We start from the raw sequence: 26,095 nt of genomic DNA, 5'->3' as shown, positions 1-26,095 counted from the left end.
GAACGGGAGAGTAATAACATGAGTACAAAGTTAAAAGAGGGACACGTTGTAACATGCGTTAAGTTTACTAAAGGTAATAATAAGAAAGGAGTTATTCATGTCGGTGATTACCGTGATGATTGGATATACGAGAAGTTCTTAAGTAAAGATGAATATACTCATGGTAAACCATCTATGGATAATAATCGTGGAGAAAGGGAATATCTCATATTTAAAATAAAAGAAGAACACCCTCATTTGAGCATTGCGAATCGAATGATTTCCTATGAAAATCGAATTCTTGCAATTGAATTAAATGACGATGGTACATAAAATGAGCACAATCAAAAAATCTCTTTCACAACGGCGGGTTCTTTTACAGGAGCCATAAATGAGGACAACATTAAAATAGTAGCAGAAATGAAAAAGGTTTATGTTAGACAAGAGTTATAGATTTTAAACAAGCTCTTATTGGGGCTTGTTTAACAATGTATATACATAATATAATAACTTATCAATTTAAAGGGGAGTAAATAAATTGAAAATAAAATCTACAAGAGATAAGAATGGTAAATTAAAAAAACACTTAAGCAAAGAAGCTATTCAAATAATTGGTGGTTTTCATTGTCGAAAGACAAATATGTTTATTATAGAAAAACAAAAAAACAACCTGTCTAAAGAACCATTAAGGAAATTTGTTATATCCATGAGATTAGATGGAAACAATCAAAACAATCATGAATTCAAAATGGCTCAAATGGATTTTAACGAAGAGGAACTTATTCAACTAAAAGAACAAATTGAAGATATTTTATCCAATAGATAAATCTATAAAAACAAAAATACAGTTAGACCTCTAAAAAGAGGTCTTTTTTATATGTATAGAGCAGATTCAAACGCTATCGAAATTGACTATATTCAATAAAAATACTATCCTAAACATAAAAAGAAATTAAAGAGAAAAGAGGGGTAACATGTTTAAAAAAGAAGAAAAAACACCAAATATGTATAAAAATGAAGAGAAAACAATAAATCATTATGAGCGAATTAATTTTCTAAAAGATTTTCGCAATAATGGTTATGTCAAAAAAGTTTTATGTGTTTATGAAGATGTATTCTATGGTGATGTTGTGTATTACAACAATAGAGAAAAAACAGATATTCCTTGTATAGAGAATGATATTTTCATTCTTTCTAACTATAAAGATGGGATTAATACATACACTTTAGTACAAATTGACTTTTCCATTCCTTCAAAGTACAAAATTCTTTTACAGAAAGATTCAAAAGAAGTGACACATCCTAAAGAGGAACTGTATGAATATATTAAAATGAACCATTTAGTCGAAACTAAGGATAAGCCAACAGCTAAGAAACCTCAAATTGACCTTTCATATGGAAGTATTTTTGTTGATGTCCTTATGAATCTGAATGAGAGTCATAACGATAAACTACTACGATATAATCAAGAAAACCTTTTTGAATTAATACAAGATAATGCTCATTTGTCTAACAAATATAAGAAATTTGAGAGCGAATTCGACAACGAACGAACTCCCAAAATTAGATTTGATAGTAGGGCATTAAACTATATACAAATCATTTTTGACAATTGTAATAAAGAAGAACTTACGATTAACGAACTGCTTATCTATGCTTTAACATATCAGGAGAATTACTATTACAATTTATAAATTTATAAGTCTTTAAATATCAATATTTTGTAGGGAAAAAGATTGAATATCGGGGTTGTTGCAGACAAGTTACAAACATGCACGAGGATTGAACAAATTCCGTAACAAATCATGTTAGGTCATGAAAAAGATAGAATCATAAATAAGAAGAGAAATAGCTCATACAGAAATTCTTCAAAGTAGATAGAGGTTTTTCCTCTATCTTTTTTATTTTTCTTATGTATCTAAATTTATAATTTTGTGAATGATAGTAATGAATTGATATTTGAGCCTAAAAATAACCTTTACAAAAATGAGAAGGATTTCAAGTGTAAAATGATGTCCTGGTTATCAAGACCAATTAGCAAGCAAAGGATTGAGTGACGGAGATAAGGTTAACGAACTTCAGGTTTATGATTTGTAAGGATGTGGTTATCTTTATTTTATATGAAGAAATTGAATTATTGAATTTTTTAACGGAGTACACCAGAATTCCCCGTCCTCTATAGATAGGGATGAATGGTGCTTTTTTCCTTACCGAATGTATGTTCTTGTTATATCATAGTTATATACAGTTAATAGAAAAAGTGTGATTTGGTATGGCAAAAAGTGTTTTTTGAAAAAAGGAGGCATATAAGTTGTTACAAGTATATACATATAACTCTGTTCCTGAAGGATTATATACAAAGAGCAAATTGAAAGAAATAGGGTTAAAACCTATAGGAGAGCCCGTTGCATTGCTTATGAATTCTCATTATCGTTCTATTAAATATGATTTATATGATAAAAAAGACACTGTTCCTATCAAAAAAAGAATATTCTCACCCATTGTAATTCCAGATGTGACAAACGAAAATTTATGTGAAGCTCTATATATCATGAATAAGTCTGCTAAAAAATCAAGAGATACAAAAAAACGAAATTATCATAATGATACTCATGGTCAAGTAAGTAGAGCGAAAAAAAGAGAACTTGAATTATATGAGATAAAAGATGAAGTAATTCATAAAATGAATCGAGAATATATTTTGAGGTTAGAGGGCTATCATATACAAGAACAAGAATGGTCAAATGAACCAACGTATTTACTATTGTATACATATAAACACTATTCTTTTCATGTACCAACAAAACAAAAACCATCTTGTACTTATCTTGGCAAAATTGGCGTTATTTCAGCAGAATCGAATAAAAAGGTAACAATGAAGTTTGGAGAAGCTGATGCTTTACTAAGATTATATATAGATACAAAATAAGATGGGTCTTCATTGTTTTTATTATAAATATTAAAAACTGGATAAAACATCTCTAATTATTATCAGAGGTGTTTTTTATAGCATTGAGCATAAATCGCATTACGAGAAAAGAGAGGAGCAACAACTGAGAGGTTCTTTCTTTATTTGTTGAGTCCATTTTATTTATGGTGAAAACGTAACTTTTCGGAATAAATAGAGGTGAATCTCATTAAATTAAGAATACTTATTATTTTGAGATGATAAAAAAGAAGAAACAGGTTTAATTTCGATGTGTTTCTTCTTTGTATTTCTGTAATTTAGCTACCCAATCCATGTTTCTGCCGATTGGTGGATTTGTATTATGGTCTTTAAAATATAATTTTTCTAATTCATCACGAGCCAATCGTTGTTTTCTGGCTTCTGTTAATATATTTGCCAGTGATTCGTTTATTACAGCTTCTTTAGATACCAATGAAGCAAATTCTTCACGTTTGTACTTATTCCATGGTTTATTAAGAGTCAGGAATGTAGCAATTTTCCACTTAACAACTTCATGATTTTCTAAACTAATGATAACTTCTTCCTTTGACCACATATATATAGCTCCTTAAACAGTATATTCATCATTATCAGCAAAACAAAAGATTTTCATTCTGCTGAACATAAAAAAGACACTGAAATGAATCAATGCCTTAATTTTGCTACGCTTGATGTTTATACTTCTCGCACAAAGGAATTATTTGATTGTATAAAATCGCTTTATAGTCCTGAAATTCTCCTTCAAAAACATTAACGCCCCATAATGTTTTATTTATAGCATTATTTACAATTGCACAATCGCCTCTTAAAAAATCAGTGTGAATAAATCTTTCTTCACCATTAAAAGATTTAAATCCTAATACATATATACTTAAGACTGCTTGACTTGGAATGCGAATGATATATTTTACTTGCAGATAGCTAAACGTTGTGTAAGCACAATCCAAATCTACAGTTGTACCTTCTGGCAGTTCTGTAAATAGGTTGTCTGCTAAAAAAGTATGGAAATTTTTAAATGCTTCTACTGAAACATCTGCATCTTTATCTAATTTCACCTTGAAATCAATCATTATAAATTCCTCCTAAAAACACACATTCTTTTTTATAGAAACCATATATTAAAATAGTAAAATTTCTTCTTCAAATACATCTATTTCCTCTCCAGTAGATAGTTTGATTTTATACATTCTATCCTCATCCTCTTGCTTTGTTAGCACTTTTAACACTGTAAATGACTTTCCATTATGTTGTAGTAAATCACTTCGATGTGTTTCAAAGTCCTCTGCAAAATATGTAGAATCAATTCTGGCTTGCTGTACAAATTCGTTTTCTTTAATGTGATATTCCTCTAATTCATCAATATTATTCAACTCAATAATAAAATACGCATGTTTTTTGAAGTTTGCTTCGATTCTTTCTAACGCTTTTTTAATTTCATTAGCAGTCATCGGACGAACATCTTTATCTTTAAAAGATAAACACCCAAAATCATTATCAATATCTTCATGCATTACATTTACATGTGTATCACCATCAAAATCAAAAATAACTCCAATGTCTGTTCCGTTTGTTGTAACAAACTGCAACTCTTTTAAAATAATCATATTTATATCTCCTTGTTTATACGAATTTAACAATTAGAAATTCACCTATCTTTTATAAATCTATTTATTATAGATAGGCATAAAAACAAATATTCAAGAATGTATTAATAGGCTAAAACTTCATACCCAAATGCCTGAATTTCTTCACCAGTAGAAAATTTGATTTTATACAGTCTATCCTCACACTCTACAGCATTTTTCAACATTTTTAACGCTGTAAATGACTTTCCGTTGTGTTGATGATATTCACTTCTGTCTGTATCAAATGCCTCTACAAAGCATGTAGACTTTATACGAACCTGTTGCACAAAGTCATTTTCTTCTATGTGATATTCTTTTAATTCATTAATATCATTTAACTGGACAATAAAGTATGCATATTGTTCAAAGTTTTGTTTCATTCTTTCTAATCCTCTTTTTATTTCATCAACAGTCATATAGATTTAATCGATGTCATCAAAACCCTTGGAGCCGATGCCAGTAATGACTATGACCATGTGTTAGAGAGAAAAATTAATCCGTTTAAAATTGTGGCAGTTCCTACTGGCTGTAATTGGAGAATTAAAAGTCATGATGGTTTCGAGAGTATTGTTTGTCAACGAGAAATGGAGTATTAAAAAATGATTCAAATGATTTATGCTTACAAACATTTCATTAGTGTCCAATATCCTTTCTTTGTGTGGTTAATTTATGGAATACAGAACATATTACTCTTTCTATTTATAACAGACATTAATTTAAAAGGTATTACATCAACCAATAAAATGCGGATTTTATTAATGATAGGATGTGCTTTTTTTACCCTGATGCTTCTACCCTTAGGAATCAAATGAGAAAAAAATGACTAAATTAAAAGATGGTAGAGCCTTTGACCAAAGTATCAAAACAACGTATCATTTACTTGATATGTGAATGATGGATGAATTACTGCAACAAATGAATGAACAAAAACATCAGGTTAGTGACGAATTTGATATTTATATAAAGATTAATCGTAGATAGAGGAGCTTTATTATGACCATAAACAAACAAAAATTAGTGCCGAAACAAGAGTTAAGGATTTTTTAACAGAACTTGACGCATTATCAAAAAAACATGGGATTTTTATTGATACAACGACTGACCCCAAAAATACAAATGATACAGAACCAATTGTTTTAGTTGACAAAAATGCTAATATCTTTGCATATGGTTTATATCATGATGAAGTAACAAAAAAACATTTTGTTGGAAAAACCATACCTGGATGGAATGTGATTTAATACTAATCCCCTATTTTAGGCCGAAAAGGAGCATAAAGATGATTCAAATAAATGAACATACCCAAGAATTCTTAGACAAATATGCAACGTATTTAAAGGTTCGTAAAGATAAAGTGCTTATTAAATCTCGTGAAGGGAGTGTAACTGTTCCATCTAAGCTATATCCCCTCACAAACAAGCGTACAATCGCCTTTTTCTGCTTCATGAATACAAAATCATTAACACCTGAAGTCGAGCATTTTGAGATGATTAAGAAGGTCTTTGATGCACAAGAGCTAATGTCTGGATATTGCTATCGAAATACGGAGCAAGTATATGCAGGACTTTTAGAATCGGGTATTCCTCAAGAAGATTTAAAAACATATGTAGGTTGGCTCTTGTCAAGGAGTCGTCCTGTTCATCATTGTTGGTTAGTCTATAAAGATGAATATCTTTTAGATGGCAGTACCTTTATTGCAGACTTACAAGCAAGAGAAATGATTCATGAACAAAAGATTACAGATATGCAAAAACAACGAGAGTTACTAACAGAACTTATGATAGAAAGCATGAAACAACCTAATTCAGAAACAAGAGCGTTTGGACGAGCTCTACCAACCTATGAATATGTTGGTACTGTATGCGTACCAAATGATGGACGAGGTATTTATAATGAGCTAATTGATACATATCCAAACCATCCTTCTTATAACCAAGTGGGACAGAATCCCCATGGAGCATCAAAAACACAAGAAATGCTATATGATAAGCTCAATAACAAATAACAAATTGAATAGGAGGAAATATTTTGAATCAACCTAAATTTAGAGGATTCTCTGTAGAAACAAACAGTTGGCATTATGGGCATGGCTGGAAAGTTAGTGATGATAAAGCTCTTCTTTATACTGATTCAACTCCTATTGAATGTGAATTAAGTTCTATGGGGCAATATACAGGAATCAATGATAAAAATAGTAAAGAATCATATAATGGTGATTTCTTTTATTGGCGTGGAACACTAAGGAAAATTATTTATCGTGAGGATAAAGGTGCTTTTATGGCTGTTAAAGTAAAAGGATATAAGAGTTACTTTTATTTAAATGATTTATCAGAACGATTTGAGATTATAGGTAATAATACTGAAAATCATAATTTTCCAATTGAAATTAGCTACTAAAGTACACTAAAGAATAATAATAGATTAGATAAAGAGGCATTGATATTATGATAACTCACAATACAAATGTCTCTTTCTTTATCTAATGAGGTGCAGATATGAAAATTTGTGCAATTTGCAAAGGTACTTATACTGAAAACGAATCAAAAACTCGTTTATGTAAATTTTGTAAAGCCTGTAAAGCAAAACGAAATAATTCAAAGCTTCCAAAGTAAGGAGTTTAGGAAATGAAAATGACAATCCATTTATATAACTATGAACAAATTACATTTTACAATTTAACAGATGTGGAAACAGCACAGATAGTAAACCAATTCGGAAGTCAGGATGCAGTAAGAATCAAAAGAAAGAATATCCCATCCAAAGATATCGAAAAGATTGAATTTGGACGAAAATAATGATTCATACAAAAAATCAAATAAGAAAAATGAGGTGACATTTTCTATGGAATGTAACGAAAAGAAATTTAAAAATGAACTTGATAATTGGGAACTATTTATTGAAAAAACAGCAAAAAGAATCGGTGAAAATCATGGTTATTCTGTGGAATGCAGTACACATACAATCATTCCCAAATCCGTTATCCAAGAGATTTACCGAAGAATTTGGAAAGACTATGCCATTAAAGATGTTCATATCGTAATCTTTCATTGTGGAACCTGTGAAGAAAACGATAAAAACAACCCTTTCCATATGGATACAAATAGCCTTTTAGACCCAAATCAATATAACTTAAGTCATTGGGAACCTAATCGCTTACAAGAAATGAAAGCTCATATTGAAGAAATTGAGGAAGTGGTTAAAGATATTGTCCCTTCTTCTGATGCTGAAGATATTAAAAACGCATTTCAAGTTTATAATGAGTTATTTAGAATTAAAGATGGAAGAGGTTATTGTTCGCTCGTTCAAATAGACGAAGCTTTCTATAACAAAATGAGATCATTACAAATCCCTGAAATTGAAGAGCTACTAAACGATGCAAAAGATTTGTATGAGGTTATTCCTAACCTTAAGCATGGCTATATGCATTTAACAGATAAACCAAGTATCTCTAAGTAAACAGTATATAAAATATCATTACCACTTAATTTAAAAGTTATGATATGATTTTATGAGAAACTGTGATACATAGGTTGTCCAAGTCTATAATATAAGGATTACAACAAATTAGGTATTTAAAAAAATGAATTCAAAAGGAGATATGAAAAATGAAAAAAGCTCAAGGTTACAAGTATACAATTGAGGGATTTTCAATTCCTAAAGATTTCGCATTTGGTGTTTTAGCTTTAACAAATGAAAAGTCTTCTCGCCCAGGGACGATTGTAGACGTAGAAACACATGAAGGTACGAATCTTTTAACAGTTGTATCATTTATTGAAATGGATGATACAATCAATGAATTAGTTGGTACAATCAAAGATAAAGAATCAATTGAAATCGTAGATATTGAATTACATGATTTTGCAGAAGAAGCTCAAAAAGTAATTGAGGAGATGGAAGATAAAGAAACTTCTTATTTCCTTAATTCAGCTTCATTCTAAAAGTAGTAAGAGCAAGATTTTTGTCTTGCTTTTTCTTTTTTTATCATCTATACAGAAAGGATTTTACTTATGGCTTATCAAGACATCTTTCAATCCATGGGAGAAGTAAAAGAATACGCTAAGACACTAAAACAACAGAATCCTACTAATATGGATGACGACATAATTGATTACGTTTTAGGGCTTTATCAAGGTGGAGATGCAGTTTCTGTGGAAGGCATTGGTCTTATAGATACGAGCATTGCCCCAATTATTCAATCTTTAAATCAAAAAGGATTTATAACATTATCTTCTTGTTCAGGAATCAAATCAGAACATACTCATTCTAAGTACAGTTTTGCTCCTGTCCTTGTATTTAAAGACACTGGAGATACAGATAAGAAAAAACATATTCAATCGGTAGCAAAGGCATTACAACTAACTCTTCATGATGATGTCGAGTGTTATTTACAGAAAGGTTATCGAATTCAATTTCCGTCAGATATGGACGATACTAAATTGCTATCACTTTGGAAAGAATTATATGCAAAACTTATTTCCGAACCTGATACAAACGGAATTTCTAAATGAATTCACACCTATTGATGACATTCAAATACAACAAACACCCCCTCTTTTTTAACTAAAACAGCATTGAACTTACATAATATCGCATCAGCTTCTTACTTGATATAGACTTTATATATCAAGCATTAGGAGGCTTTTTATATGTTAAAACAATACATTAATCAATGTTTAGAAGAAAGAATTTATGATAAAAATAGTGTAGCATTGTTATTTAGCGGTGGAATGGACAGTTTATCCCTCTTGCTATCATGCTTAGAAAGCGGTATTCGCCCTACTCTTTATACATTCTACCTAAAAAGTTATACTTCTTCAGATATAGAATGTAGCAGAAAGATAGCTGATATTTTTGATTTACAATTAATCGAAATTCCGATTGAAGATACATCGGTTACTCAATTAGAAGCAGATGTCCGACTCATTATTAAGACATTTGATGTCAAAAAGAAAACGGCCATACAATGCATTTATCCTTTCTTATACGTTACACCTGCTATTAAAGAGACATTCGCTCTAACTGGACTTTGTGCAGATGATTTATACGGAACACCTCGTAGTATGGCAAAACATGCAAAAGATATGGAACGATTCGACGAGATTCGAGATAAAAGAATCTATGATGATTCAGCCTCTTCCTACAAACAAATCAAACAGTTATTAAAGATGTATGATAAAGAAATGGTTGCTCCCTATAAAGAATCTGATATGTTGATTCAATATTTAAGAAGTATGACGTATAAAGAAATGAATTCACCTAAGCAAAAGATTCCTGCCTACCTCTCCTATCAAAAAGAAATCGAATACTATGAGTTGTATCGTAGGAATGAAAATCTTCAGTGTAGCTCAAGAATTCGAGAATGGCACGATTCTTTATTAGCGACTTCTCTCAATCTTAATAATCAATTTAAAACTATCGTTTCTCTATATAACCATCTACATAAAGAAATTCACGGAGATTCTAAATGAATCTCTATTTTTACTATCAATAGTTGTCAAATTATGTCGAAAATTATATTTTTCGGAATAAATGCGAACGTTAGTTCTTGTTTTTTTACATCTTTTATTGTATATTAGTGTTGGGAAAGAATTTTTTCAGCTATATAGAATTGTAAAGGCAACAAATTGAAGGAGTGTTAATTTGTGCAAAGAAAAACTATAACAGTGAAAGAATTGTCAGCTTTTTTAGGAGTTTCTATTGATGTTGTATATGAACAAGTTAGGAAAAGAAACATCCCTCATTTTCGAGTTGGAAGAAGAATACTTTTTAGAATTGAAACATTAGAAGATTGGATGTCAAATAAAGAAAAGTCCTCTCTTTCTATAACTACAAATGACTAAGAATTAATGTTTTTAGAAATTGTAATAACTTTTTTAAATCAAATATACTATGAATCGCATTTTAATATAGAGTGGATTTCGGGGTCTTCCTCCCTTCTTTATATTCGGTAATACTTTTATTATTATGCATTTTAAAAAATATAAACCCCGTATATATTGTAAGAAGATGCGATTTATTCGTATCTTTATTCATTCAATATTAAAAAACAAACGATTCTCCCCTATTATATTTTAAATGTAAAAGATAAAACATATAAATCCGAGGAGGTTTAGAAATGAAAAAGGATATAGAAATAAAACTTCATGAAAAATTACGGAAAAAGCTCCTCTCTCTTCCTGATTGTGCAGTTGATTTTATTTATTCTTTAGAAACATCAAAAGAGTTGAAGACTCGCATTGAGTATGCAAAAGACCTTACTTTGTTTGTGGAATTTCTTCTGCTTGACAGTAAAGTTTCATCAAGTGATACCAGAAATATCACAACAGCAGAATTAGATTCATTAAGAGATAGAGATATTATTGATTTTATGGACTATTTGACACACTACTCAAAAACATATCTCACTACAAAAGGAAAAGAAATTACACAAGAATTCACAAACACAGCCAGTGGGAAATCGAGAAAGCTTGCAACCTTACATAAATTCTTTGGCTATTTATTTAAACAAAAGCGATTGTCCAAGGATGTAACAGCAGGTATTGAAATGAAAGTACCAACGAAAGCGAAAATTAAAAATAGATTGAGTCCTGAAGATATCGAACGATTCTTTCAAACAATTTTGGAAGATGTACATATTGAAAATACACGAAAAGAGAGTTTTCATAAAAAGGTAAAGTTTAGAGATTATATTATGGTGTTGACCATGGCTTATACAGGTATTCGAGTGTCTGAACTGGTTCAGTTAGATATAGATGATGTTTATATAGATAAGCAGATGCTTGTTGTTATTAGAAAGGGTGGCGATGAACAAGCGATTCCGATGCCTGGAAGAATTCTTGATGATTTAAAAGATTATCTTGTGAAAAGGAAAAAGTTAACGGATGTAAAAAAAGAAGATGCAAATGCTCTATTTATTTCTCTCCATAAAAAACGAATGAATGAACGAACCGTTCGTTTAATGTTGGAAAAATATAGAGTACGAAGTGGATTAGACATTAAAATAACACCTCATGTTTTTAGAAGAACCTTTGGAACAAATCATTATAATACTTATCAGGATATGTATCTAACCGCTCAGGTGCTCGGTCATGGTTCTGCCGAAACCACAAGAAGGTTTTATGCTGACCCTTCTCAAGAACGTGTCTCTGAGTCCATGAAACAGTTTGATTATGAATATGATAAGAAGAAAAAAACAGATGAGCCGATTCAATTATCCAAACTGGAACAGCTTGCGAATAAATTAGGGATGGATATAGATGAATTAATGGCCGAATTAAAATAAGCAGAGATTCCCCTCTGCTTTTTCTTTTTGATAACAAATAGTTCAATATTAACAAGTGTGATAAAAACAATGAATTGGTTCACGTATTTCAATAACACGAAGTTTTTTTAATTAACTTAATTAATTGTGGAGCGAACACAAGAATTTAAATAACAAAATTTAGTTTTTATATATAAAATAGCAACAATAAATATACGCTCTCGTTTTTGATTCTAATAACAAAAAGTTCTTGATAACCTTGTAACAACAGCAAAAAATGGTCGAAAATGACCCTTGTAATAACACTAAGTTCTTCATAAACCCTATATTAACTATATTAACCATTACCATAGCAATCTTCTTCAAAAGACTTTTTCAGTAAACATCCAATAGTGTTTTTTTCTTTTATTCAAACAATCACTACAAATACTCGTTATAAAAGGATTCACTCAATTTCTCTTTCATTTTATCCTTACTTCAGAATCATGTACATAGCCAAACGGTTCGAGCCCCTAAAAAATATCTTTCTAAAAGAATATTCTTATAGCATATAGTTTTTTCTATCAATTAAATCGCTCATTCAATCATTTACGCTTTAATAATTTAATAACAATAAGTTTTATTCAATATTGATTTTTGGCACTATACTGAAATGTTCTAATAACAAGTAGTTTTAATTCTAAAAGATACTCATACGATACGAAAAACGTTATTTTAATAACACATAGTTCTTTACAAACGAAAAGTAAGGTGAAAAAATGGTTGAATATTCTTCATTCTAATAACACTCAGTTCTTTACAAACTTGATGGGGGTAGGTGGCATGTCGCATTTTAATAACATATAGTTCTTCATAAATCCCTGCATAAAACATTGTCATAGCAAGCCTTTTGAAAAGATATTTGCAGTAAACCGCCAGTAACGTTTTTTCCTTTTGTAAAAAATCGCTACAAGCCTTATTCTAAAAGACTTTTTTCACTTTCTCTTTTATTTTACTTTTACTGCAAAACCTTGTATATATCTAAACGGTTCGAGCCCCCAAAAATTATCTTTCCATTTCCTTAGTTGCTTCTTCCATTGCATAACTCAAACGTATTAAAAAATCCTTATACTCTAATTGCTCAATCTCTGCTTCTATCATCTTTTTTATCCTTTTTGATTCAAACTTATTTTCTTTATTGACCTTTAATTGTTTCTTTAGAGCTAAAATCCTCCTCATGTTTTCAATTACAAAAGGCTGTAAATTTTCTTTCACTTCTTCTACATCCATACTAAGCACCTCATTCATACAATTAACATTTCTTCTTATTATGAACATAATTATATAAATTCACCCTTCTAAATGATGCTTAATAACATAAATATCCTCACAGAAAGAACCAGTATCTATATAGATACTGGTTCTTCTACTAAAAACAGAATTAGTTTAGAAGCGATCCGACATTTCCCACCAACAAAGACCGATTAAAATTACACCCACAATTGCTTTCAACATACTATCCACCTCCTGTTCAAATAGATGATAGACGATTTTAAAATACATCGTTTATACACCTAAAATTTTTGTCTTCGCTTATATATTTACGACTAACTTAGCCAAGAATGTTGTTGCTTTTTTTAAGGAAAACACACTTTATTTCCCACGTCTCACATCATTTCCCGCTGTTTATAGGACTACGAAAGCCCTACTTTTCATTTACATCTCTGTTTGAGCAATAAAAAAGAAGAACACAGTGGGATTTTTCGTGTTCTTCTTTATTTTACTAACTTCATAATATTTTTTTGTAGTCTTATAATTCTTCTCTGTTTGAAGTGAGATTTTGTGTCTTGTATGATTTTATATCCATCCGTTTGATATACAACATTGTTTTGAATAAATGTATTCGGTATGAGATTTTTCAAATCCAAGAAACAAAATAAAACCAAACACTCAACAAAAGAAAGTTTCCCCTCAATAATTCCATTTCCAAAGTGAATAAAATTAAAGTAGCCTGTTCCAATTAAAACAATTGCCATTGTTAAAGTAAATAAAACGCCACCTATTGAAATAAGATTTCTCATCATATAGTTTCTCTTTTTTGAATCCACTATTTTAAACTCACATCGTCCTCCTGTTCCTGTAAGGAATTGCAATTTACCGATTGCAAAGAACGCCTTATTTCCACCTATTTTGATAGCGGTTATTTGATTACCTGTAATGAATACGAAAAACGCATGACCTATTTCATGAATGAATACTCGACATTTGCTTGCAAAGAATACGTTACTAACTAAAACAAGAATAAGACCGATATATGACATGATTTCCACAATTAAGTCCTCCTAAATAAATTCAAATTGAATACCTAATTTATAAATTTATTTATTATAGACTTTAGCCCTAAATCTTATAAAAAAGAAAAACTCCTTGCACTTTAACAAGAAGTTGTGTTCATAACATTTAGTTTTGGTATTTAAAATAGTGGTACTGGACGTAATCCTCAAACATTCTAATAACAAAAAGTTTTTATTAATGATACACCGAGTAGATTTCATTCATATTCTAATAACATACAGTTCTTTATAAGTAAAGAGATTTGTATGGACCGAACAATTTCAATAACAAGAAGTTCTTTTTAAACTGCGAATCCACGACTAAATGCATGATTGTAATAACATAAAGTTTTAATTCTATAAAATACTTAGACTTCGTAAATAATGCATTTTTTAATTCTTTACCTTTTTAATAACAAGAAGTTTTTTATAAACCATATTAGCATTGAAAAACAAGAAAAAAAGTTTTTATAACATAAAGTTCTTCATAGACTATGCATATCACTTTCCTTTTAGGTTGAGCGTTTTAATAACATGAAGTTCTTTATAACCAGTTATAAAACAAAGAGCAAGCGACTTACTCGTTTTATTTAAATAACACTAAGTTCTGTATAAACGTGGATGGTGTTTGATTTCGAGTTAAAACGTTCAACATTTAAATAACACTAAGTTCTGTATAAACCCCCTATGAAAAACTCTGTCATAGTAATCATCTTCACACCCAACTTGCAGTAAACCACCAGTTGCGTTTTGAAGTTTTTCTTAAAACTGAATAAATGCCTTGTTATATCTGACTTCATCCACTTTTCCTCTTATTTTACCTTTACTGCAAACCCCTGTATATAACAAAACGGTTCGAGCTCCAACCTTTTTAGAACTACTATTAACGTTCTTCTATTCATAATAAGAATATTTACATATAAAAAAGACCTGCATATATAGGCAGGTCACATTATGTTTAGTAATTGCATCGAACGTTTTTCATTGAAATGAATAAATGCCATATCGTACTAACTCATCTTGCCTTTTTGTCTTTCCTACAAGTGTTCTTGATATATCATAAGTTCTTGTGTATATTTTGCCATTGGAAACGAAATAACTGCTTCTTTTTGGTTCTTATTTAGGAAAAATGGTGTATTTCTTTATCATGCTCTATCAATTTAGTTTCCTCATTCATATGTTTATTTGCTCTTTTCCTTTAATTTTTGGATATCTTCTATAAATTGATTTTATATAATCTTTTAGAGCTCATCTTTTAACTTACTAATAGCATTTTCTTGTTTTTCTATTAATTCTCTCGTGTACTTAGCCATAGGTACTTTTATTGTTTTCAATTTCTCTTTTTGAATATACTCAGGATAATTAAACTCAGCCACTTCATCTAATATTTCTTCCTGAATAGATTTTTCAAGTATTTGAATTAATACTTGTGGTTTTTCTTTCAACAAAAATGACAAAACTGGATGATTTTTTATTTTAGATAAGAAAAAGTATTCATTCTCTGTGCATTGATAATCTTTCCTTGAGTCCATATTTAATCATCTCCCTTTATCCGTTTAAATAATTGAAAACATCTTAAAGAAAAAAAGCATGGAATAACCATGCTTTTATCGTCTTCTAAGTTTGCTAAACAAACGTTTATTTTCAGTTAATAATTGTTGAGTATGTAAAGCTGTGGGGATTTGAACAACCTCACCGTTTGGGTCCTTGTTTAAAAAGAAGGGAATATTTTCTGTTTTTAAATCTCTTATTTGTTTTTCATTTTCAATAACCATCATTTTGTTCATAATATCTCCTCCACTTCCTTTACCATTATTTTATCATATAGTTATTTTTTTAACCAACTATGAATAATAGCAAGGTCATATACATTCGATATGTCATTATCAAGCATTATACTTTTTTGACTCGTTACTACGATTACAATGTTCTCCACAATGGATGTTGCAACCAGTACCATATTTGTTTCTGGTTGCAATACTCCTTTTTCAACATTTAACTCATCATACTGCTCTTGTGAAATCTTTATTCCATATTGAGTCGTTAATTGTTGCATCCATACTTGTGGGTTGTTGTTTTGATAAATATCAATCTTATAATCGCATAAGTTAGCATACAAATTCATAATACTACCTAAAGAGTTCAAGTATTTTGCTGAAGTATTCATATCCACCTGATTAAAATAATTAGGATTCATACTTCTAATTACTGCTGAGAAGTTTGCGTCTCTCGCTTTACCCATTTCAATCGTCTTCGTTAAATCTTTATTGTTTTTCTCAATGGCCGTTAATTCAGCTCCCCATATTTTTGATATTCGTGGCGTTTGAAAAATCGCTAAATCCACAAATACAAAGATGGAAACATACAATAGATAGTCCTTCCAATCTTTTGCATTAAAACCTACCGCATTAAGGTGAATCCCCATTGCAAAAATCAATAAAAAATACCAGGTTTTTCGCAAATTATGAGTTAATTCTTCATAAACCGATGTCTTAAACCAACTCAAATACAATGAATATACCAAAAAACATATCGGCACAATCCATTTAAACTTTGCAATGAAACTACCAACCTTGAATAACCATGTTAAAATACCAATTCCTGTAACCATACAATATCACCTCTTTAAAATGAAAAGCAAATCAACTACATATATGTAATTGATATAGAAAAATAAAAATCCTTTTTTAAAACCTAACTTTTTTACATTGTGAAATTATCACTCCTTTTTCATTAAATCTATATATTATAAGCAGGTCATGTTTGATACATAAGATAAATTAAGCCAAAATAAAAACAATGACTAAAAGAGCCATTGTTCGTAATGAATAATAAATAACATGTAGTTGTTTTATAAATTCCTGTTATATAAATGTATCTTTATAATTCTAATAACATGTAGTTTATATAAAAATAATCAATTACTACTTCTGATTTAACGCCAAACTTCAATAACATCAAATTATTTATATATATTCTATTCCCCCTGCCACAAACTTAATTTCAGTTATCTCACCATTATTAATCTTTTCTTGTACTCGATTCTTAATATCTTGAGCATGTTCAATCTTTAAATTTGCAAGAATTATACACGATACTTCCCTTTTATAAACGATAATATAATTATAATCTCCTTTTCTATCGAACTTGTTATATTCGAGAATTCTGTTATTAAATCCTGTTGATTTTCTTTTAAAAACATGATTTTTATAATAATCTCCTTCTCTATTCATTATATATAGAATTTTTTGGTCAAATAAAAAAGAGCAAGCCTTCTGCTCACCCTTTCTTCCCTCTCACTATGTTATATAGAAAATATCCATCTCTTCCCTCAATTCGTCTTAGGTTTACAAATACATCAGAAATGAGATATGTCATCATAAACAATAAATAACCATGGAAAGATAGAAATTCTCCATTTCTTATATAAAGAAGGGTGAAACCTGCGATAACAAAGCAACCAGTTATTCCTGTTGCTATAACTCCTCCTGCATATACAAAAAACAATTGAATCTTATTCAAATTATTCTGCAATGATTCTACTGCTTCGCAATACCCTTTACCAACCTCTTTTCGAAATGAAAGTCGCCCAAAACGAAATAGCAACTGCCCTTTTCCTACACTAAACTCTTTTAAAGTTAGTCCAAATAACTTCATGAAAAAGAAATGACCCGATTCATGAATAATTATCGTCAAGAATGGAACTGTACAAAATGCGAAAGCCAAGTAAACATAATACATATTACAATCCTCCATAGAAAAAACTTCATATAAGTATTATAAGCGTTTTATTCGTAACACCCCTCAAGATTCTCTTTTATAAAATCAAAATATTTAATGAAGAGCTTTTTAAGCGAAATATCCTCTTTATCTTGATGACGGCAAGATGGAACTCTTGGAATGAAAACTCCTGAATGATTTAAGTCCGTTGAAATATGATAAAAAATAACCATAATAAAAACGCTCCCTTTTCAATAAAATTAATAAAATACCTGATTTTTTAATAACACAGTATTTTATGCAAGAAGCGTTTAGGGTATAAGATTTTAATTAATAACAAATAGTTTTCGTATGAAAATCAATACAATAGAGCAAGTAGATAATATGTTTTGATAACACGAAAGTTCTTTATATAATCAGTTGTTCATGACAATTATGAATACGTGATTTTGATAACAAGAAGTTTTAAGTTATCTTCCTAACTTTGTTCAATAAGTTCTTTGTAGTTGAGAGTCGATACCCTTTCCACATGGTCGATATACACCAAGTCACTACAAATCTTCATGACAACTGTATATTCTCCAGTAGATGTATATACGTTATATTTCTCATAATAACGCCCAAAGCATCTTTTTATTAAATTCATTACATGAAGTTTAGATTCTCTATTTATAAGTGATATAGAAAATCCCTTCCACTCATCTACTATAAAACTCAAATTACAGTGAATTTCCTTTTTTGCTTCTTCTAAATCTTCATGTCTAATTCTACGAATCGTTAATGTTACATAACAAATAAAAACAAGTAAAAGACTACATCCTAAGATTCCTAAAGCCATAAACGGATTCGAACGAAATAGCATTACTAATGGAAACATAAGACCTCCAATAACGGGAATGCAAAATCTAAGTACATCATACCTATTCATGTTACTACTTCCTTTCGATTTGTTCTTTATAAATATCTTCAGCCCAATATTCAGGTGGATAATGCGTAACAAATAAAGGCTCTTCCTGTATCAGTTCATAAAACGTAGATTGCTGAACAATCTCTTGAATATCTACTATTTTTTCCTTAGATTCTTCTTTTAAGATATTCGTTACACACTCGATAAAATACTTAACATCCTGACTCATGTTATTACTCCTCCCTTTCATGATTGTATATACAAATAAAAGACAAACTTCTGTTTATTACACTCCCATCTCTTTAAAGAAATTAATATCGGATAACCTTTCTTTCTTTAGCTCAAATATCAATTCAAATGGTCCCCTTACAGCAACAAAGGAATAAGCTCCTTTTTTCGTATACACTTGGTACTCATCTCTTCTTACTTTTTCAATTATTACTTGTTGTCCTTTTGGAGCAAATTCAGGAGCAGAAAATTGTTCACGAATTAATCTCCTCAAGCGCTCGTCCTCTTTTACTTCCTCTTTTTTCTCGTTCAAATCCCCTATGTCATAAGCGATAAAAACCAAGAAAGTCATTATAAATAAAAACACACCTAATTCAAGTAATGGAGAAGATGCATAAAGATAGAGAACAAAACTCCCACCTAATATAAGGTATTTCATATATATCACCCTTTTGATTTTTCAACATATTTTCATTACCTTTCAAGCTAATTCTTCAAAAAAATTGACTTTAGATATTTGTTGATATTCATATCCGATTCCTTGTGTAGAAGAATATATAGACAGCAGATACTCTCCTTTTCTGGTAAAAATGCGGTATGTGTTTTCTGAAGCTCTTTCAAACAGAACTGTTTTTCCTTCAGGGGCATAAATAGGAGAATAAAACCTTTCATAAATACGAGCTTGTACTACATTTTCTACTACCGCATTTCCTTCTCTTTTTCCTAATTGATAAATAGAAACCATTATAGAAAAAGTAATTAAAACCGCAATTCCATTTAAGATACTCATACTCAAAACAAAACCAATTACAGTTAATGAAAACCCAATTAAACACCCGAAAAATTCCTTTTTTCTCATTTTACTTTCACCTCTTGTTTGTTAAGGGGTAATTCATTTTTGAAGTCTGTATCTGATACCATTTCAGCATGTGTTAGTTTCCCTACTCCATCGTACATGTCCATAGAAAAAACAAACTCACCATACTCACAGAACACACGATATCGCTTCTCTGTCTTCGTCATATATTGAAAAAATCCACGAATCAGAGAATCTGATTGTTCCTCTAAAGACTCCACAATAACATCTTCTTTTTTTACCCCGAAACGTTTTGATACAAATTCTTTTACAGACAAAACTTCTTTCCTTTCATCTTCTTCTCTATTTTTGAGATATCGTTTAAATAGAGGGAAAATATATAACAAAGGTCGAAAAACAAGAGCAAATAACAACATGCATCCTGCTATACTTAATATAGGGAAAGCAACTTGATATATTAAATCGGATATATGATTAAAAATATTCATCTACCTCATTCTCCTTTTTCATTTTTAACATGGAAAATTTGCGATACACTCTTTATGCTTCAATGCAACTTCTTTAGGTGTCACCTCAAGTAAAACTGTAAACTCACCATTTGCTGTCAATACATTGCATGTTGAAAGGTAAGATTGCTCTTTTCCAAGTAATAAGTGTTTAAAACAAATACTTTGTTCACACTTTACAATACAATCATCATTCTTTAATGCCATTACACTTTTTAACTTCCTATGAATTCTTCTAAAATTAACTTCTTTTGTATCAATTAATCTAAATATAGAGATGAAATTGTAGGTAAAAACAGCATAAATGGTTAGAATGATAGAACCTTCTATATTGCGATTCATCATGAAATTTGTTAACAAAATAAGATATGGAATGCCTACTGCTGTAATTTGCATTTTATTCTTTTTCATTTGAATTCCCTTCCTTATTTATCTTTAAAAAGTCGTTTTTTTACTGGCTCGTTGTACTTAAAAATCAATAATCCAATAATGATAAATAAAGTGATTTTAGGGAATAACCAATTGAATAAAATTGCTCCTCCTCCGATACAAGAACCTGAAATTACATTCTCCATAGAACCTACTTTTTTAAACCAATTTTTTAACATTTAAAATCTCTCCTTTTTATTTATTATCAATTCTTATATAAACCCAAAAATATTTTTAATGTATGTATTTATTCTGCAAGTTCTTTTCTATAATTCATATGAGAAAGACGCTCAACATTTTTAACTCTTATTCCTTCTTTATATACCTTCACAGTGCATAAGAGTTTTCCATCAGGAACAAACACCTTTAAATCTACATGGTAGGAGTCAAAGCATCTCTTCAAAAAATCCTTCCTTGTTAATCCTTTTTCTTCTTCTACCAAAACAAAACCATCATCCTGACCTGTAAAATGATTTTCATTAAGATACTGACTTAATAAGCGTTTAACCCTGTCGAAATCATGTTTTGCAATACGGTCATATTCTTTTTTGAAATAATGTATCCCAAAACATAATCCGCATAAGACAATTCCTGTAATTCCATATATGATTACAGATAGATTATCCTTAAACACATTTTTAATAAATGAAGCAAACACTATTATAATGTTAAGACCAATGAGTACCATCACTAAAAAGACAACATATTTTATCAAAGCGAATGCAGGGTCATTTTTATCAAACATTTCTACAACTCCTTACTTCTACACATTCTTGGGCTTATATAGGAATTGATAAAGTATCTATTCCTATATTTTTTTATCTCTTATAAAATTCTTTTGCAAAATTCACGTTTGAGATTTGTTTTATGTCTTTAATCCATATTTCTTTTTTACTTACTTTTACCTTACATAAAAGCTCTCCATTTGGAACAAACACACTGATGTTTAATTGATATGTATGAAAACATCGCTTCAAAATCTCTTTTCTTGTTAGACCTTTTTCTTCCTCCACTAATACAAAAACATCGTTTTGGTCAGGTGCATATTGTTTCTGAATATATGTAGTAAGATATCTTTTTACCCTTTCAAAATCAGTGTTTTTAATACGGTCATACTCTTTTTTCCAAAAATAAATTGCAAGACTTGCGAAAAACACTACAGTTATTCCTGCAAGCCCACACATTATTGGTATTAAATTCCTTGGAAAAAATCTCGAAAATATAGATAGAGCAAGAAATACATGTGCTAAACCTACCAACCATAGTGTCATTATCAAGAGCGAATCAAGTGGGTCATCTGAATCAAACATATATATATCACTCCTTTTTTCTTATTTTGAATATTTTTGGATTTATATAGGAATGGATGTTTAATCCATTCCTATATTTCTTTTACTTCTTCTGTAATTCTTCTTGAAAATCAATAGTAGAAATTCTTTTAACAGTTTGTATCCTCACATCTTTTGGGCTTACCTTCATCTCACATAAAAACTCTCCGTGTGACACAAACATACTTACATTCGTTTCGTATGTACAAAAGCATCTTTTCAAAAGTTCGTTTTTTGTTACGGACTTTTCTTCATCCACCAATAAGAATATATTTTTCGAATCAATACGATGGTTATTTGTAATATGATTCATAAGATATTTCTTTATCCTATCAATATCCGTGTTTTTAATACGGTTATATTCTTTCTTGCAAATAGAAAAAGTGATAACTGCTATAGTAATAATTGTGATAATAAACAAAAGGATACTTTTTTCGTATAAAACATATAATTCTTCAAAGAATAACAGTATTAAAAATGAACCAGTAATTATAATCATTATCCAATCCAATGCATCTAAGCTAAAATCATCATCAAATAACTTATATCACCCCCTCCAAACTTCTTTTTCTTCAATCTATATGTATTTAATAGCTAAAATCTAATTCTTTATGTAAATCAAATGTTACAAGCTGTTTCATTTCCATTAATACAACATCTGATTTAGACACATATACAGTGCAAAGAAATTCACCATCAGCAATGTATACTTTTACCTTTGCTAAATAGTCATTAAAGCAACGAGTTAAGAGCTTTATTGATGTAACATGCTTTTCTTCACTTATCAAAACCAATTTTCTTTCAGGGTTGTATGTATTCGAAGTAGACAGGAATTTTAATAGATAATCTTTTATCCTATCAATATCATGATTCTTTATCAGTTTATATTCGATGAAATAAGCAATAGTTAGAGAAATGAGTAGAACAAACAAAACCAATACAATTACGAAGCCTGTAATCACTCTATGCTCCCAAAAATAAGCGTAGTTTTTCAATAATAAAGGGGTAGATAAGAAAGCTATTCCCGCTAAAAAATCTTTGTAGTTAGTTTCAAACATACTTAGTCACCTTCTTAAATTCCTTTCAGAGCCTTATCAAAATCTATATCCGAAATCTGGTCAAGGTTTTCCATTTTACCTGTTCCATCTTTTAATAGATTAACAGTACAAGCATACTCTCCAAACATTGTAAAAAATCGAATGTCTTCTTTGTAAAAACCTTTTAAACATCTATCTTTGAAAGAGCTTTTATTCCCTGCCCCGTGTCGATGAATGATAATGTTCATTTCTCTAACTGTCTCTAAAAATTTCTCTTCAATTTCTTTAGGATGCTGATTTTCGTAAACCTTATAAAAAGAATCATTTATTAACTTTGTAAAATTTTCTCTCACACACTCTTCAATCAATAAAGTCTTTTTCGTTTTAGATTTTTTATAATTAAGATAAAAGTGAATGATTGTGATTATGACTGTATATAGCAACAAAATAATAAAATATGTAAAGAGATTACCCTTCACCAAAGCCATAAGAGACATACTTGTAAGACCTATCATAAACAGTGTTTCATAGTTGTTTGAATTCATATAACCCTACCCCCTATCTTTTATGGATATAAAAAAACAAAGAAGAAATGCAAAACATATTTTGTTACAACACTTTTTCAAAACGTACCTCCAATTGGTATCATAGTTAAAATAATGACTCCAACTACAGGAGATAAGTTACACACAATAGCAAACAACCCAAGTATGAGTGCAAATACGATAATAATTTCTGTAGCAATCATTGCTTTGACTCCTTAATAAAATCAACATCAGATACTTGAACTAACTCAAATGTTTGTTCTAACGTACCTTCATTTTTAATCTTTACTAAGTATTCTCCTCTGGATGTAAATACTCGAAAATCATTTACGTACCAGGTAAATACACCTTTTTCTCCGAAATCATAAATTACTTCATCTTTTGTAATTCGAAGCCTCTGAGGTAATTCGCTTTTTATTTTATTAATAAATTTTTGTGTTTTATCTTTAGAGTCAAAATATGCGAGTAAAATAGCAATGAATATAATCGTGCATGTAACAATTGTCATAACAAGCGGGAAACAGTAAAATAACACCCCAACAATCGCTAAAAATGCAAGACATCCACATCCTTCTCCATCCATCAACTATCCCTCCTAACCCATATATTTAATTCATCTATAAAATTAACATCCGATACCTGAGTTAATTCAATCGAATAGTATTTAGCTGATTTATTGTGTAGCTCCAAAAGAAACTCCTCTTTCGAAGTGAAAATTCTATATTTTCCAGATTTTAAATAGGAAACTTTATTCTTCGTAAAAATCAAAGAAAATTTCTTCCGTTGATAGTTTCAATCTGGTAGATATTGATTCTTTTACATCGCTAACAGACACATAAGAATCTGTAGTCATGTACCATACATAAAATAGCAAGCAAATTCCCAACGTTACTACTGTAGCTATAAGTGGACTCAAGAAAAAAATAGGGAAAACAATGGAATTCCAACAATAAAAAGAACGACCACCACGTTTTCATTCGGCACTGAAATCTTCTCCTTATAAAAGACCTCCCTCATACCATGTAAGAGAGAGGGTTTTCTTCTTATGCTTCTTTTGTTAGTGGAACCTCTTTCTGTTCCGCTTCGATTTCTGCTTTTAATTTTGCTAAATCAGCCTGTACTTCTTCATTTACTTCATTTGCCTGAATTTGTTCTAATTCACGTTCAACATCAGATTTAGTAATCAAAGAATGAACTTCTTCTTTTCCAGAAATAAATGCTTCTTTTTCATCAATTTTCTTTTCAATTTTACCAATCTCAGAAAGAGTGCTTCCTGTATCTAAATCATGACGAACCTCTTGAATCGCTTCTTGAGCTTTCACACGGTTATTTCGAGCAACAACTAATTGTTTTCTCGCTTCTGCTTTTCGCATTACTTTGGTTAAACGAACTAACTCGTCTCGTAATGCTTCTTCTTGCTTCATGGCCATATCTAAATTCACTTTAATTTCAGACATGATTTCTTCTTCATCTTTCTTCTGCTCTAAAAACTCAGTAGCAATGCCTTCTTTACCTGCTTTAAGAGCCGTTTTTGCTTTCACAAGAAATTCATCACATTTTTTCACTTGAGCTTCATACTCTTTTTTAACCATTGTTCGTGCAGAAATAGCTTTTGCAGTTTCAATTTGTACTTTTTCAAACTTTGCTTTGCTATCTGTAATTAACTGTTCTAACATTACTTCAGGGTCTTCTGCTTTTGAAAGCATTTTACCGAAGTATCCTTTGCAAACATTTTTAAATCGAAGTGATAAACCCATTTAAATCACGCTCCTAATATGTATTTTTTGATTTTCCATGTGTTTATTATAATTTATTCCATTGACTATTGTCAATGGGATAATCTTTTTTCTCTTCACTCAAAATAAAAAAGAATGTTTAAGCTACATTCTTTTTCGTAATGAATTGATATTTTATATTTTTAATCATGACAAAATCACCATTCCAAACTTCATCGAGTGTTACTTTCCTTTCTTTTAAAAGAAGGCTATCCTCATATGAAATATCTGGAACCATTTTTTCTTCATATGAATCTATTACAATTTCAAAGACATTTCTTGGCTGTATGGATTCATTCATAATCCAATGTTCATTCGTATACATTGCATCTGGAACAAAGCCTTTTTGATACAACTCTAATGGTGTAATTAGATTCTTTTTATTCTGTAAATCATCTGTATCAAATTCATAAACCGTAATCACTTTCTTATCATGCAAACCTAACGAACTGCCTCCCCAAGGAACAGCAGACAAGCACCCTTCAATTGTTGTAGATACACAAAAACGGGCAGTCGTACTATCTTCTTCTGCTAACCGCATTTCTTCAGCAGGAACTCTCGGTGTAAACACTTCCACTCTCTTATCTTCTAAAGAAATATGATATATCTTCATTCATAAACACCCCTCTAATAATAGATTTCAGAAATCAAAATACCTAATTTATAAATAACTAACCTA

The 26,095-nt window shown here is 30.1% G+C and carries 39 protein-coding genes; 13 read left to right on the top strand and 26 right to left on the bottom strand.

What is annotated here, in order from left to right; translation table 11 throughout:
* Positions 1 to 18: 18 nt before the first annotated feature.
* The 4 genes from ACIQ7L_RS10735 (at position 19) to ACIQ7L_RS10720 (ending at position 2,908) form a co-directional block, all read left to right on the top strand.
* On the top strand, positions 19 to 312 hold the full coding sequence (locus ACIQ7L_RS10735; protein WP_400568950.1) for a hypothetical protein: 294 nt from the start codon (positions 19 to 21) through the stop codon (positions 310 to 312).
* A gap of 205 nt (positions 313 to 517) precedes the next feature.
* The gene (locus tag ACIQ7L_RS10730) at positions 518 to 805 is read left to right on the top strand and encodes a hypothetical protein (protein ID WP_400568949.1); all 288 of its coding nucleotides are present in this window, start codon (positions 518 to 520) and stop codon (positions 803 to 805) included.
* Between the two features lie 148 nt (positions 806 to 953).
* Positions 954 to 1,673 carry a hypothetical protein gene (locus tag ACIQ7L_RS10725; RefSeq protein ID WP_400568947.1) on the top strand — a complete coding sequence of 240 codons (720 nt, stop codon included), beginning with the start codon at positions 954 to 956 and terminating at the stop codon, positions 1,671 to 1,673.
* Positions 1,674 to 2,290: 617 nt separating this feature from the next.
* A complete protein-coding gene (locus ACIQ7L_RS10720; protein WP_400568945.1) occupies positions 2,291 to 2,908 on the top strand; it encodes a YkyB family protein in 618 nt (205 codons plus the stop codon).
* A 259-nt stretch (positions 2,909 to 3,167) separates the two neighbouring features.
* Here the strand turns inward: ACIQ7L_RS10720 and ACIQ7L_RS10715 are convergent, their stop codons facing one another.
* From ACIQ7L_RS10715 to ACIQ7L_RS10700, 4 genes are all read right to left on the bottom strand, one after another.
* The gene (locus ACIQ7L_RS10715) at positions 3,168 to 3,482 is read right to left on the bottom strand and encodes a hypothetical protein (RefSeq protein WP_400568943.1); all 315 of its coding nucleotides are present in this window, start codon (positions 3,480 to 3,482) and stop codon (positions 3,168 to 3,170) included.
* A 106-nt stretch (positions 3,483 to 3,588) separates the two neighbouring features.
* Complete coding sequence (locus tag ACIQ7L_RS10710; protein WP_400568941.1) at positions 3,589 to 3,996, bottom strand: hypothetical protein; 408 nt, start codon at positions 3,994 to 3,996, stop codon at positions 3,589 to 3,591.
* A gap of 48 nt (positions 3,997 to 4,044) precedes the next feature.
* Positions 4,045 to 4,530: a hypothetical protein gene (locus tag ACIQ7L_RS10705; RefSeq protein ID WP_400568939.1), complete on the bottom strand. Its 486-nt coding sequence runs from the start codon at positions 4,528 to 4,530 to the stop codon at positions 4,045 to 4,047.
* Positions 4,531 to 4,634: 104 nt separating this feature from the next.
* Positions 4,635 to 4,931, bottom strand: a complete 297-nt coding sequence (locus ACIQ7L_RS10700; RefSeq protein ID WP_400568937.1) for a hypothetical protein — start codon at positions 4,929 to 4,931, stop codon at positions 4,635 to 4,637.
* An 899-nt stretch (positions 4,932 to 5,830) separates the two neighbouring features.
* Here ACIQ7L_RS10700 and ACIQ7L_RS10695 point away from each other — a divergent pair.
* The 9 genes from ACIQ7L_RS10695 (at position 5,831) to ACIQ7L_RS10655 (ending at position 11,833) form a co-directional block, all read left to right on the top strand.
* Entirely contained in the window at positions 5,831 to 6,556 is a 726-nt protein-coding gene (locus ACIQ7L_RS10695) for a hypothetical protein (protein WP_400568935.1), read from the top strand.
* Positions 6,557 to 6,579: 23 nt separating this feature from the next.
* Positions 6,580 to 6,948 (top strand): YopX family protein, encoded by a 369-nt coding sequence (locus ACIQ7L_RS10690; RefSeq protein WP_400568933.1) that lies wholly within the window; start codon positions 6,580 to 6,582, stop codon positions 6,946 to 6,948.
* Positions 6,949 to 7,175: 227 nt separating this feature from the next.
* On the top strand, positions 7,176 to 7,346 hold the full coding sequence (locus tag ACIQ7L_RS10685) for a hypothetical protein (RefSeq protein ID WP_400568932.1): 171 nt from the start codon (positions 7,176 to 7,178) through the stop codon (positions 7,344 to 7,346).
* Between the two features lie 46 nt (positions 7,347 to 7,392).
* Positions 7,393 to 8,007: a hypothetical protein gene (locus ACIQ7L_RS10680; RefSeq protein WP_400568930.1), complete on the top strand. Its 615-nt coding sequence runs from the start codon at positions 7,393 to 7,395 to the stop codon at positions 8,005 to 8,007.
* A 149-nt stretch (positions 8,008 to 8,156) separates the two neighbouring features.
* On the top strand, positions 8,157 to 8,489 hold the full coding sequence (locus tag ACIQ7L_RS10675) for a hypothetical protein (RefSeq protein WP_400568929.1): 333 nt from the start codon (positions 8,157 to 8,159) through the stop codon (positions 8,487 to 8,489).
* A 69-nt stretch (positions 8,490 to 8,558) separates the two neighbouring features.
* Positions 8,559 to 9,059: a hypothetical protein gene (locus ACIQ7L_RS10670; RefSeq protein ID WP_400568927.1), complete on the top strand. Its 501-nt coding sequence runs from the start codon at positions 8,559 to 8,561 to the stop codon at positions 9,057 to 9,059.
* Positions 9,060 to 9,197: 138 nt separating this feature from the next.
* Positions 9,198 to 10,019: an asparagine synthase-related protein gene (locus ACIQ7L_RS10665; RefSeq protein ID WP_400568925.1), complete on the top strand. Its 822-nt coding sequence runs from the start codon at positions 9,198 to 9,200 to the stop codon at positions 10,017 to 10,019.
* A 174-nt stretch (positions 10,020 to 10,193) separates the two neighbouring features.
* Positions 10,194 to 10,391, top strand: coding sequence for a helix-turn-helix domain-containing protein (locus tag ACIQ7L_RS10660; RefSeq protein WP_400568923.1), 198 nt, complete (start codon positions 10,194 to 10,196; stop codon positions 10,389 to 10,391).
* Positions 10,392 to 10,666: 275 nt separating this feature from the next.
* A complete protein-coding gene (locus tag ACIQ7L_RS10655) occupies positions 10,667 to 11,833 on the top strand; it encodes a tyrosine-type recombinase/integrase (protein ID WP_400568922.1) in 1,167 nt (388 codons plus the stop codon).
* 1,023 nt (positions 11,834 to 12,856) lie between these two features.
* Here ACIQ7L_RS10655 and ACIQ7L_RS10650 read toward each other — a convergent pair.
* From ACIQ7L_RS10650 to ACIQ7L_RS10545, 22 genes are all read right to left on the bottom strand, one after another.
* Positions 12,857 to 13,081: a hypothetical protein gene (locus ACIQ7L_RS10650; RefSeq protein ID WP_400568920.1), complete on the bottom strand. Its 225-nt coding sequence runs from the start codon at positions 13,079 to 13,081 to the stop codon at positions 12,857 to 12,859.
* Between the two features lie 485 nt (positions 13,082 to 13,566).
* The gene (locus ACIQ7L_RS10645) at positions 13,567 to 14,112 is read right to left on the bottom strand and encodes a hypothetical protein (protein ID WP_400569390.1); all 546 of its coding nucleotides are present in this window, start codon (positions 14,110 to 14,112) and stop codon (positions 13,567 to 13,569) included.
* Between the two features lie 1,253 nt (positions 14,113 to 15,365).
* A complete protein-coding gene (locus ACIQ7L_RS10640) occupies positions 15,366 to 15,656 on the bottom strand; it encodes a hypothetical protein (protein ID WP_400568918.1) in 291 nt (96 codons plus the stop codon).
* Positions 15,657 to 15,731: 75 nt separating this feature from the next.
* Positions 15,732 to 15,911, bottom strand: coding sequence for a hypothetical protein (locus ACIQ7L_RS10635; protein WP_400568916.1), 180 nt, complete (start codon positions 15,909 to 15,911; stop codon positions 15,732 to 15,734).
* Between the two features lie 41 nt (positions 15,912 to 15,952).
* Entirely contained in the window at positions 15,953 to 16,735 is a 783-nt protein-coding gene (locus ACIQ7L_RS10630) for a type II toxin-antitoxin system SpoIISA family toxin (protein WP_400568915.1), read from the bottom strand.
* Positions 16,736 to 17,403: 668 nt separating this feature from the next.
* Positions 17,404 to 17,865 carry a site-2 protease family protein gene (locus ACIQ7L_RS10625; RefSeq protein WP_400568913.1) on the bottom strand — a complete coding sequence of 154 codons (462 nt, stop codon included), beginning with the start codon at positions 17,863 to 17,865 and terminating at the stop codon, positions 17,404 to 17,406.
* Between the two features lie 457 nt (positions 17,866 to 18,322).
* Entirely contained in the window at positions 18,323 to 18,772 is a 450-nt protein-coding gene (locus tag ACIQ7L_RS10620; RefSeq protein ID WP_400568911.1) for a hypothetical protein, read from the bottom strand.
* Positions 18,773 to 18,776: 4 nt separating this feature from the next.
* A complete protein-coding gene (locus tag ACIQ7L_RS10615; RefSeq protein ID WP_400568909.1) occupies positions 18,777 to 18,980 on the bottom strand; it encodes a hypothetical protein in 204 nt (67 codons plus the stop codon).
* A 57-nt stretch (positions 18,981 to 19,037) separates the two neighbouring features.
* A complete protein-coding gene (locus ACIQ7L_RS10610; RefSeq protein WP_400568907.1) occupies positions 19,038 to 19,418 on the bottom strand; it encodes a hypothetical protein in 381 nt (126 codons plus the stop codon).
* 42 nt (positions 19,419 to 19,460) lie between these two features.
* The gene (locus ACIQ7L_RS10605; RefSeq protein WP_400568905.1) at positions 19,461 to 19,838 is read right to left on the bottom strand and encodes a hypothetical protein; all 378 of its coding nucleotides are present in this window, start codon (positions 19,836 to 19,838) and stop codon (positions 19,461 to 19,463) included.
* Positions 19,835 to 20,284, bottom strand: a complete 450-nt coding sequence (locus ACIQ7L_RS10600) for a hypothetical protein (protein WP_400568904.1) — start codon at positions 20,282 to 20,284, stop codon at positions 19,835 to 19,837. Before ACIQ7L_RS10600 ends, ACIQ7L_RS10605 begins: the two co-directional genes overlap by 4 nt.
* Positions 20,285 to 20,308: 24 nt before the next feature.
* Positions 20,309 to 20,713: a hypothetical protein gene (locus tag ACIQ7L_RS10595; protein WP_400568902.1), complete on the bottom strand. Its 405-nt coding sequence runs from the start codon at positions 20,711 to 20,713 to the stop codon at positions 20,309 to 20,311.
* A 14-nt stretch (positions 20,714 to 20,727) separates the two neighbouring features.
* Positions 20,728 to 20,910 carry a hypothetical protein gene (locus ACIQ7L_RS10590; protein ID WP_400568900.1) on the bottom strand — a complete coding sequence of 61 codons (183 nt, stop codon included), beginning with the start codon at positions 20,908 to 20,910 and terminating at the stop codon, positions 20,728 to 20,730.
* A gap of 68 nt (positions 20,911 to 20,978) precedes the next feature.
* On the bottom strand, positions 20,979 to 21,476 hold the full coding sequence (locus tag ACIQ7L_RS10585) for a hypothetical protein (protein ID WP_400568898.1): 498 nt from the start codon (positions 21,474 to 21,476) through the stop codon (positions 20,979 to 20,981).
* 73 nt (positions 21,477 to 21,549) lie between these two features.
* Positions 21,550 to 22,041, bottom strand: a complete 492-nt coding sequence (locus tag ACIQ7L_RS10580) for a hypothetical protein (RefSeq protein ID WP_400568896.1) — start codon at positions 22,039 to 22,041, stop codon at positions 21,550 to 21,552.
* Positions 22,042 to 22,123: 82 nt separating this feature from the next.
* A complete protein-coding gene (locus ACIQ7L_RS10575) occupies positions 22,124 to 22,558 on the bottom strand; it encodes a hypothetical protein (RefSeq protein WP_400568894.1) in 435 nt (144 codons plus the stop codon).
* 88 nt (positions 22,559 to 22,646) lie between these two features.
* A complete protein-coding gene (locus ACIQ7L_RS10570) occupies positions 22,647 to 23,117 on the bottom strand; it encodes a hypothetical protein (protein ID WP_400568892.1) in 471 nt (156 codons plus the stop codon).
* A gap of 14 nt (positions 23,118 to 23,131) precedes the next feature.
* Positions 23,132 to 23,641 carry a hypothetical protein gene (locus ACIQ7L_RS10565; protein ID WP_400568891.1) on the bottom strand — a complete coding sequence of 170 codons (510 nt, stop codon included), beginning with the start codon at positions 23,639 to 23,641 and terminating at the stop codon, positions 23,132 to 23,134.
* 77 nt (positions 23,642 to 23,718) lie between these two features.
* Positions 23,719 to 23,844 carry a hypothetical protein gene (locus ACIQ7L_RS10560; protein WP_400568889.1) on the bottom strand — a complete coding sequence of 42 codons (126 nt, stop codon included), beginning with the start codon at positions 23,842 to 23,844 and terminating at the stop codon, positions 23,719 to 23,721.
* Positions 23,841 to 24,224: a hypothetical protein gene (locus tag ACIQ7L_RS10555; RefSeq protein WP_400568887.1), complete on the bottom strand. Its 384-nt coding sequence runs from the start codon at positions 24,222 to 24,224 to the stop codon at positions 23,841 to 23,843. The genes ACIQ7L_RS10560 and ACIQ7L_RS10555 overlap by 4 nt, the downstream gene beginning before the upstream one ends.
* A 460-nt stretch (positions 24,225 to 24,684) precedes the next feature.
* Positions 24,685 to 25,398, bottom strand: coding sequence for a PspA/IM30 family protein (locus ACIQ7L_RS10550; protein WP_400568885.1), 714 nt, complete (start codon positions 25,396 to 25,398; stop codon positions 24,685 to 24,687).
* Between the two features lie 118 nt (positions 25,399 to 25,516).
* Positions 25,517 to 26,029: a hypothetical protein gene (locus ACIQ7L_RS10545; RefSeq protein WP_400568883.1), complete on the bottom strand. Its 513-nt coding sequence runs from the start codon at positions 26,027 to 26,029 to the stop codon at positions 25,517 to 25,519.
* Between the last annotated feature and the right edge of the window lie 66 nt (positions 26,030 to 26,095).

This window comes from Bacillus sp. NPDC094106 (assembly GCF_044764345.1).
Lineage (GTDB): Bacteria > Bacillota > Bacilli > Bacillales > Bacillaceae_G > Bacillus_A.
This window is presented reverse-complemented; position numbering and strand designations above follow the sequence as displayed.

What these genes read in the sequence shown, in the direction of transcription:
- ACIQ7L_RS10645 (WP_400569390.1), bottom strand. Translation starts at nt 14,112, where the DNA reads ATGTCATATATCGGTCTTATTCTTGTTTTAGTTAGTAACGTATTCTTT.
- ACIQ7L_RS10610 (WP_400568907.1), bottom strand. Translation starts at nt 19,418, where the DNA reads ATGAAATACCTTATATTAGGTGGGAGTTTTGTTCTCTATCTTTATGCA.
- ACIQ7L_RS10715 (WP_400568943.1), bottom strand. Translation starts at nt 3,482, where the DNA reads ATGTGGTCAAAGGAAGAAGTTATCATTAGTTTAGAAAATCATGAAGTT.
- ACIQ7L_RS10590 (WP_400568900.1), bottom strand. Translation starts at nt 20,910, where the DNA reads ATGTTAAAAAATTGGTTTAAAAAAGTAGGTTCTATGGAGAATGTAATT.
- ACIQ7L_RS10680 (WP_400568930.1), top strand. Translation starts at nt 7,393, where the DNA reads ATGGAATGTAACGAAAAGAAATTTAAAAATGAACTTGATAATTGGGAA.
- ACIQ7L_RS10560 (WP_400568889.1), bottom strand. Translation starts at nt 23,844, where the DNA reads ATGATTGCTACAGAAATTATTATCGTATTTGCACTCATACTTGGGTTG.
- ACIQ7L_RS10665 (WP_400568925.1), top strand. Translation starts at nt 9,198, where the DNA reads ATGTTAAAACAATACATTAATCAATGTTTAGAAGAAAGAATTTATGAT.
- ACIQ7L_RS10650 (WP_400568920.1), bottom strand. Translation starts at nt 13,081, where the DNA reads ATGGATGTAGAAGAAGTGAAAGAAAATTTACAGCCTTTTGTAATTGAA.
- ACIQ7L_RS10640 (WP_400568918.1), bottom strand. Translation starts at nt 15,656, where the DNA reads ATGGACTCAAGGAAAGATTATCAATGCACAGAGAATGAATACTTTTTC.
- ACIQ7L_RS10735 (WP_400568950.1), top strand. Translation starts at nt 19, where the DNA reads ATGAGTACAAAGTTAAAAGAGGGACACGTTGTAACATGCGTTAAGTTT.
- ACIQ7L_RS10575 (WP_400568894.1), bottom strand. Translation starts at nt 22,558, where the DNA reads ATGATTATAATTACTGGTTCATTTTTAATACTGTTATTCTTTGAAGAA.
- ACIQ7L_RS10595 (WP_400568902.1), bottom strand. Translation starts at nt 20,713, where the DNA reads ATGAAAAAGAATAAAATGCAAATTACAGCAGTAGGCATTCCATATCTT.
- ACIQ7L_RS10655 (WP_400568922.1), top strand. Translation starts at nt 10,667, where the DNA reads ATGAAAAAGGATATAGAAATAAAACTTCATGAAAAATTACGGAAAAAG.
- ACIQ7L_RS10625 (WP_400568913.1), bottom strand. Translation starts at nt 17,865, where the DNA reads ATGTATTATGTTTACTTGGCTTTCGCATTTTGTACAGTTCCATTCTTG.
- ACIQ7L_RS10545 (WP_400568883.1), bottom strand. Translation starts at nt 26,029, where the DNA reads ATGAAGATATATCATATTTCTTTAGAAGATAAGAGAGTGGAAGTGTTT.
- ACIQ7L_RS10600 (WP_400568904.1), bottom strand. Translation starts at nt 20,284, where the DNA reads ATGAATATTTTTAATCATATATCCGATTTAATATATCAAGTTGCTTTC.
- ACIQ7L_RS10565 (WP_400568891.1), bottom strand. Translation starts at nt 23,641, where the DNA reads ATGAATTCAAACAACTATGAAACACTGTTTATGATAGGTCTTACAAGT.
- ACIQ7L_RS10670 (WP_400568927.1), top strand. Translation starts at nt 8,559, where the DNA reads ATGGCTTATCAAGACATCTTTCAATCCATGGGAGAAGTAAAAGAATAC.
- ACIQ7L_RS10585 (WP_400568898.1), bottom strand. Translation starts at nt 21,476, where the DNA reads ATGTTTGATAAAAATGACCCTGCATTCGCTTTGATAAAATATGTTGTC.
- ACIQ7L_RS10695 (WP_400568935.1), top strand. Translation starts at nt 5,831, where the DNA reads ATGATTCAAATAAATGAACATACCCAAGAATTCTTAGACAAATATGCA.
- ACIQ7L_RS10550 (WP_400568885.1), bottom strand. Translation starts at nt 25,398, where the DNA reads ATGGGTTTATCACTTCGATTTAAAAATGTTTGCAAAGGATACTTCGGT.
- ACIQ7L_RS10570 (WP_400568892.1), bottom strand. Translation starts at nt 23,117, where the DNA reads ATGTTTGAAACTAACTACAAAGATTTTTTAGCGGGAATAGCTTTCTTA.
- ACIQ7L_RS10685 (WP_400568932.1), top strand. Translation starts at nt 7,176, where the DNA reads ATGAAAATGACAATCCATTTATATAACTATGAACAAATTACATTTTAC.
- ACIQ7L_RS10615 (WP_400568909.1), bottom strand. Translation starts at nt 18,980, where the DNA reads ATGAGTCAGGATGTTAAGTATTTTATCGAGTGTGTAACGAATATCTTA.
- ACIQ7L_RS10700 (WP_400568937.1), bottom strand. Translation starts at nt 4,931, where the DNA reads ATGAAACAAAACTTTGAACAATATGCATACTTTATTGTCCAGTTAAAT.
- ACIQ7L_RS10635 (WP_400568916.1), bottom strand. Translation starts at nt 15,911, where the DNA reads ATGAACAAAATGATGGTTATTGAAAATGAAAAACAAATAAGAGATTTA.
- ACIQ7L_RS10710 (WP_400568941.1), bottom strand. Translation starts at nt 3,996, where the DNA reads ATGATTGATTTCAAGGTGAAATTAGATAAAGATGCAGATGTTTCAGTA.
- ACIQ7L_RS10555 (WP_400568887.1), bottom strand. Translation starts at nt 24,224, where the DNA reads ATGGATGGAGAAGGATGTGGATGTCTTGCATTTTTAGCGATTGTTGGG.
- ACIQ7L_RS10630 (WP_400568915.1), bottom strand. Translation starts at nt 16,735, where the DNA reads ATGGTTACAGGAATTGGTATTTTAACATGGTTATTCAAGGTTGGTAGT.
- ACIQ7L_RS10605 (WP_400568905.1), bottom strand. Translation starts at nt 19,838, where the DNA reads ATGAGAAAAAAGGAATTTTTCGGGTGTTTAATTGGGTTTTCATTAACT.
- ACIQ7L_RS10620 (WP_400568911.1), bottom strand. Translation starts at nt 18,772, where the DNA reads ATGAATAGGTATGATGTACTTAGATTTTGCATTCCCGTTATTGGAGGT.
- ACIQ7L_RS10675 (WP_400568929.1), top strand. Translation starts at nt 8,157, where the DNA reads ATGAAAAAAGCTCAAGGTTACAAGTATACAATTGAGGGATTTTCAATT.
- ACIQ7L_RS10725 (WP_400568947.1), top strand. Translation starts at nt 954, where the DNA reads ATGTTTAAAAAAGAAGAAAAAACACCAAATATGTATAAAAATGAAGAG.
- ACIQ7L_RS10580 (WP_400568896.1), bottom strand. Translation starts at nt 22,041, where the DNA reads ATGTTTGATTCAGATGACCCACTTGATTCGCTCTTGATAATGACACTA.
- ACIQ7L_RS10705 (WP_400568939.1), bottom strand. Translation starts at nt 4,530, where the DNA reads ATGATTATTTTAAAAGAGTTGCAGTTTGTTACAACAAACGGAACAGAC.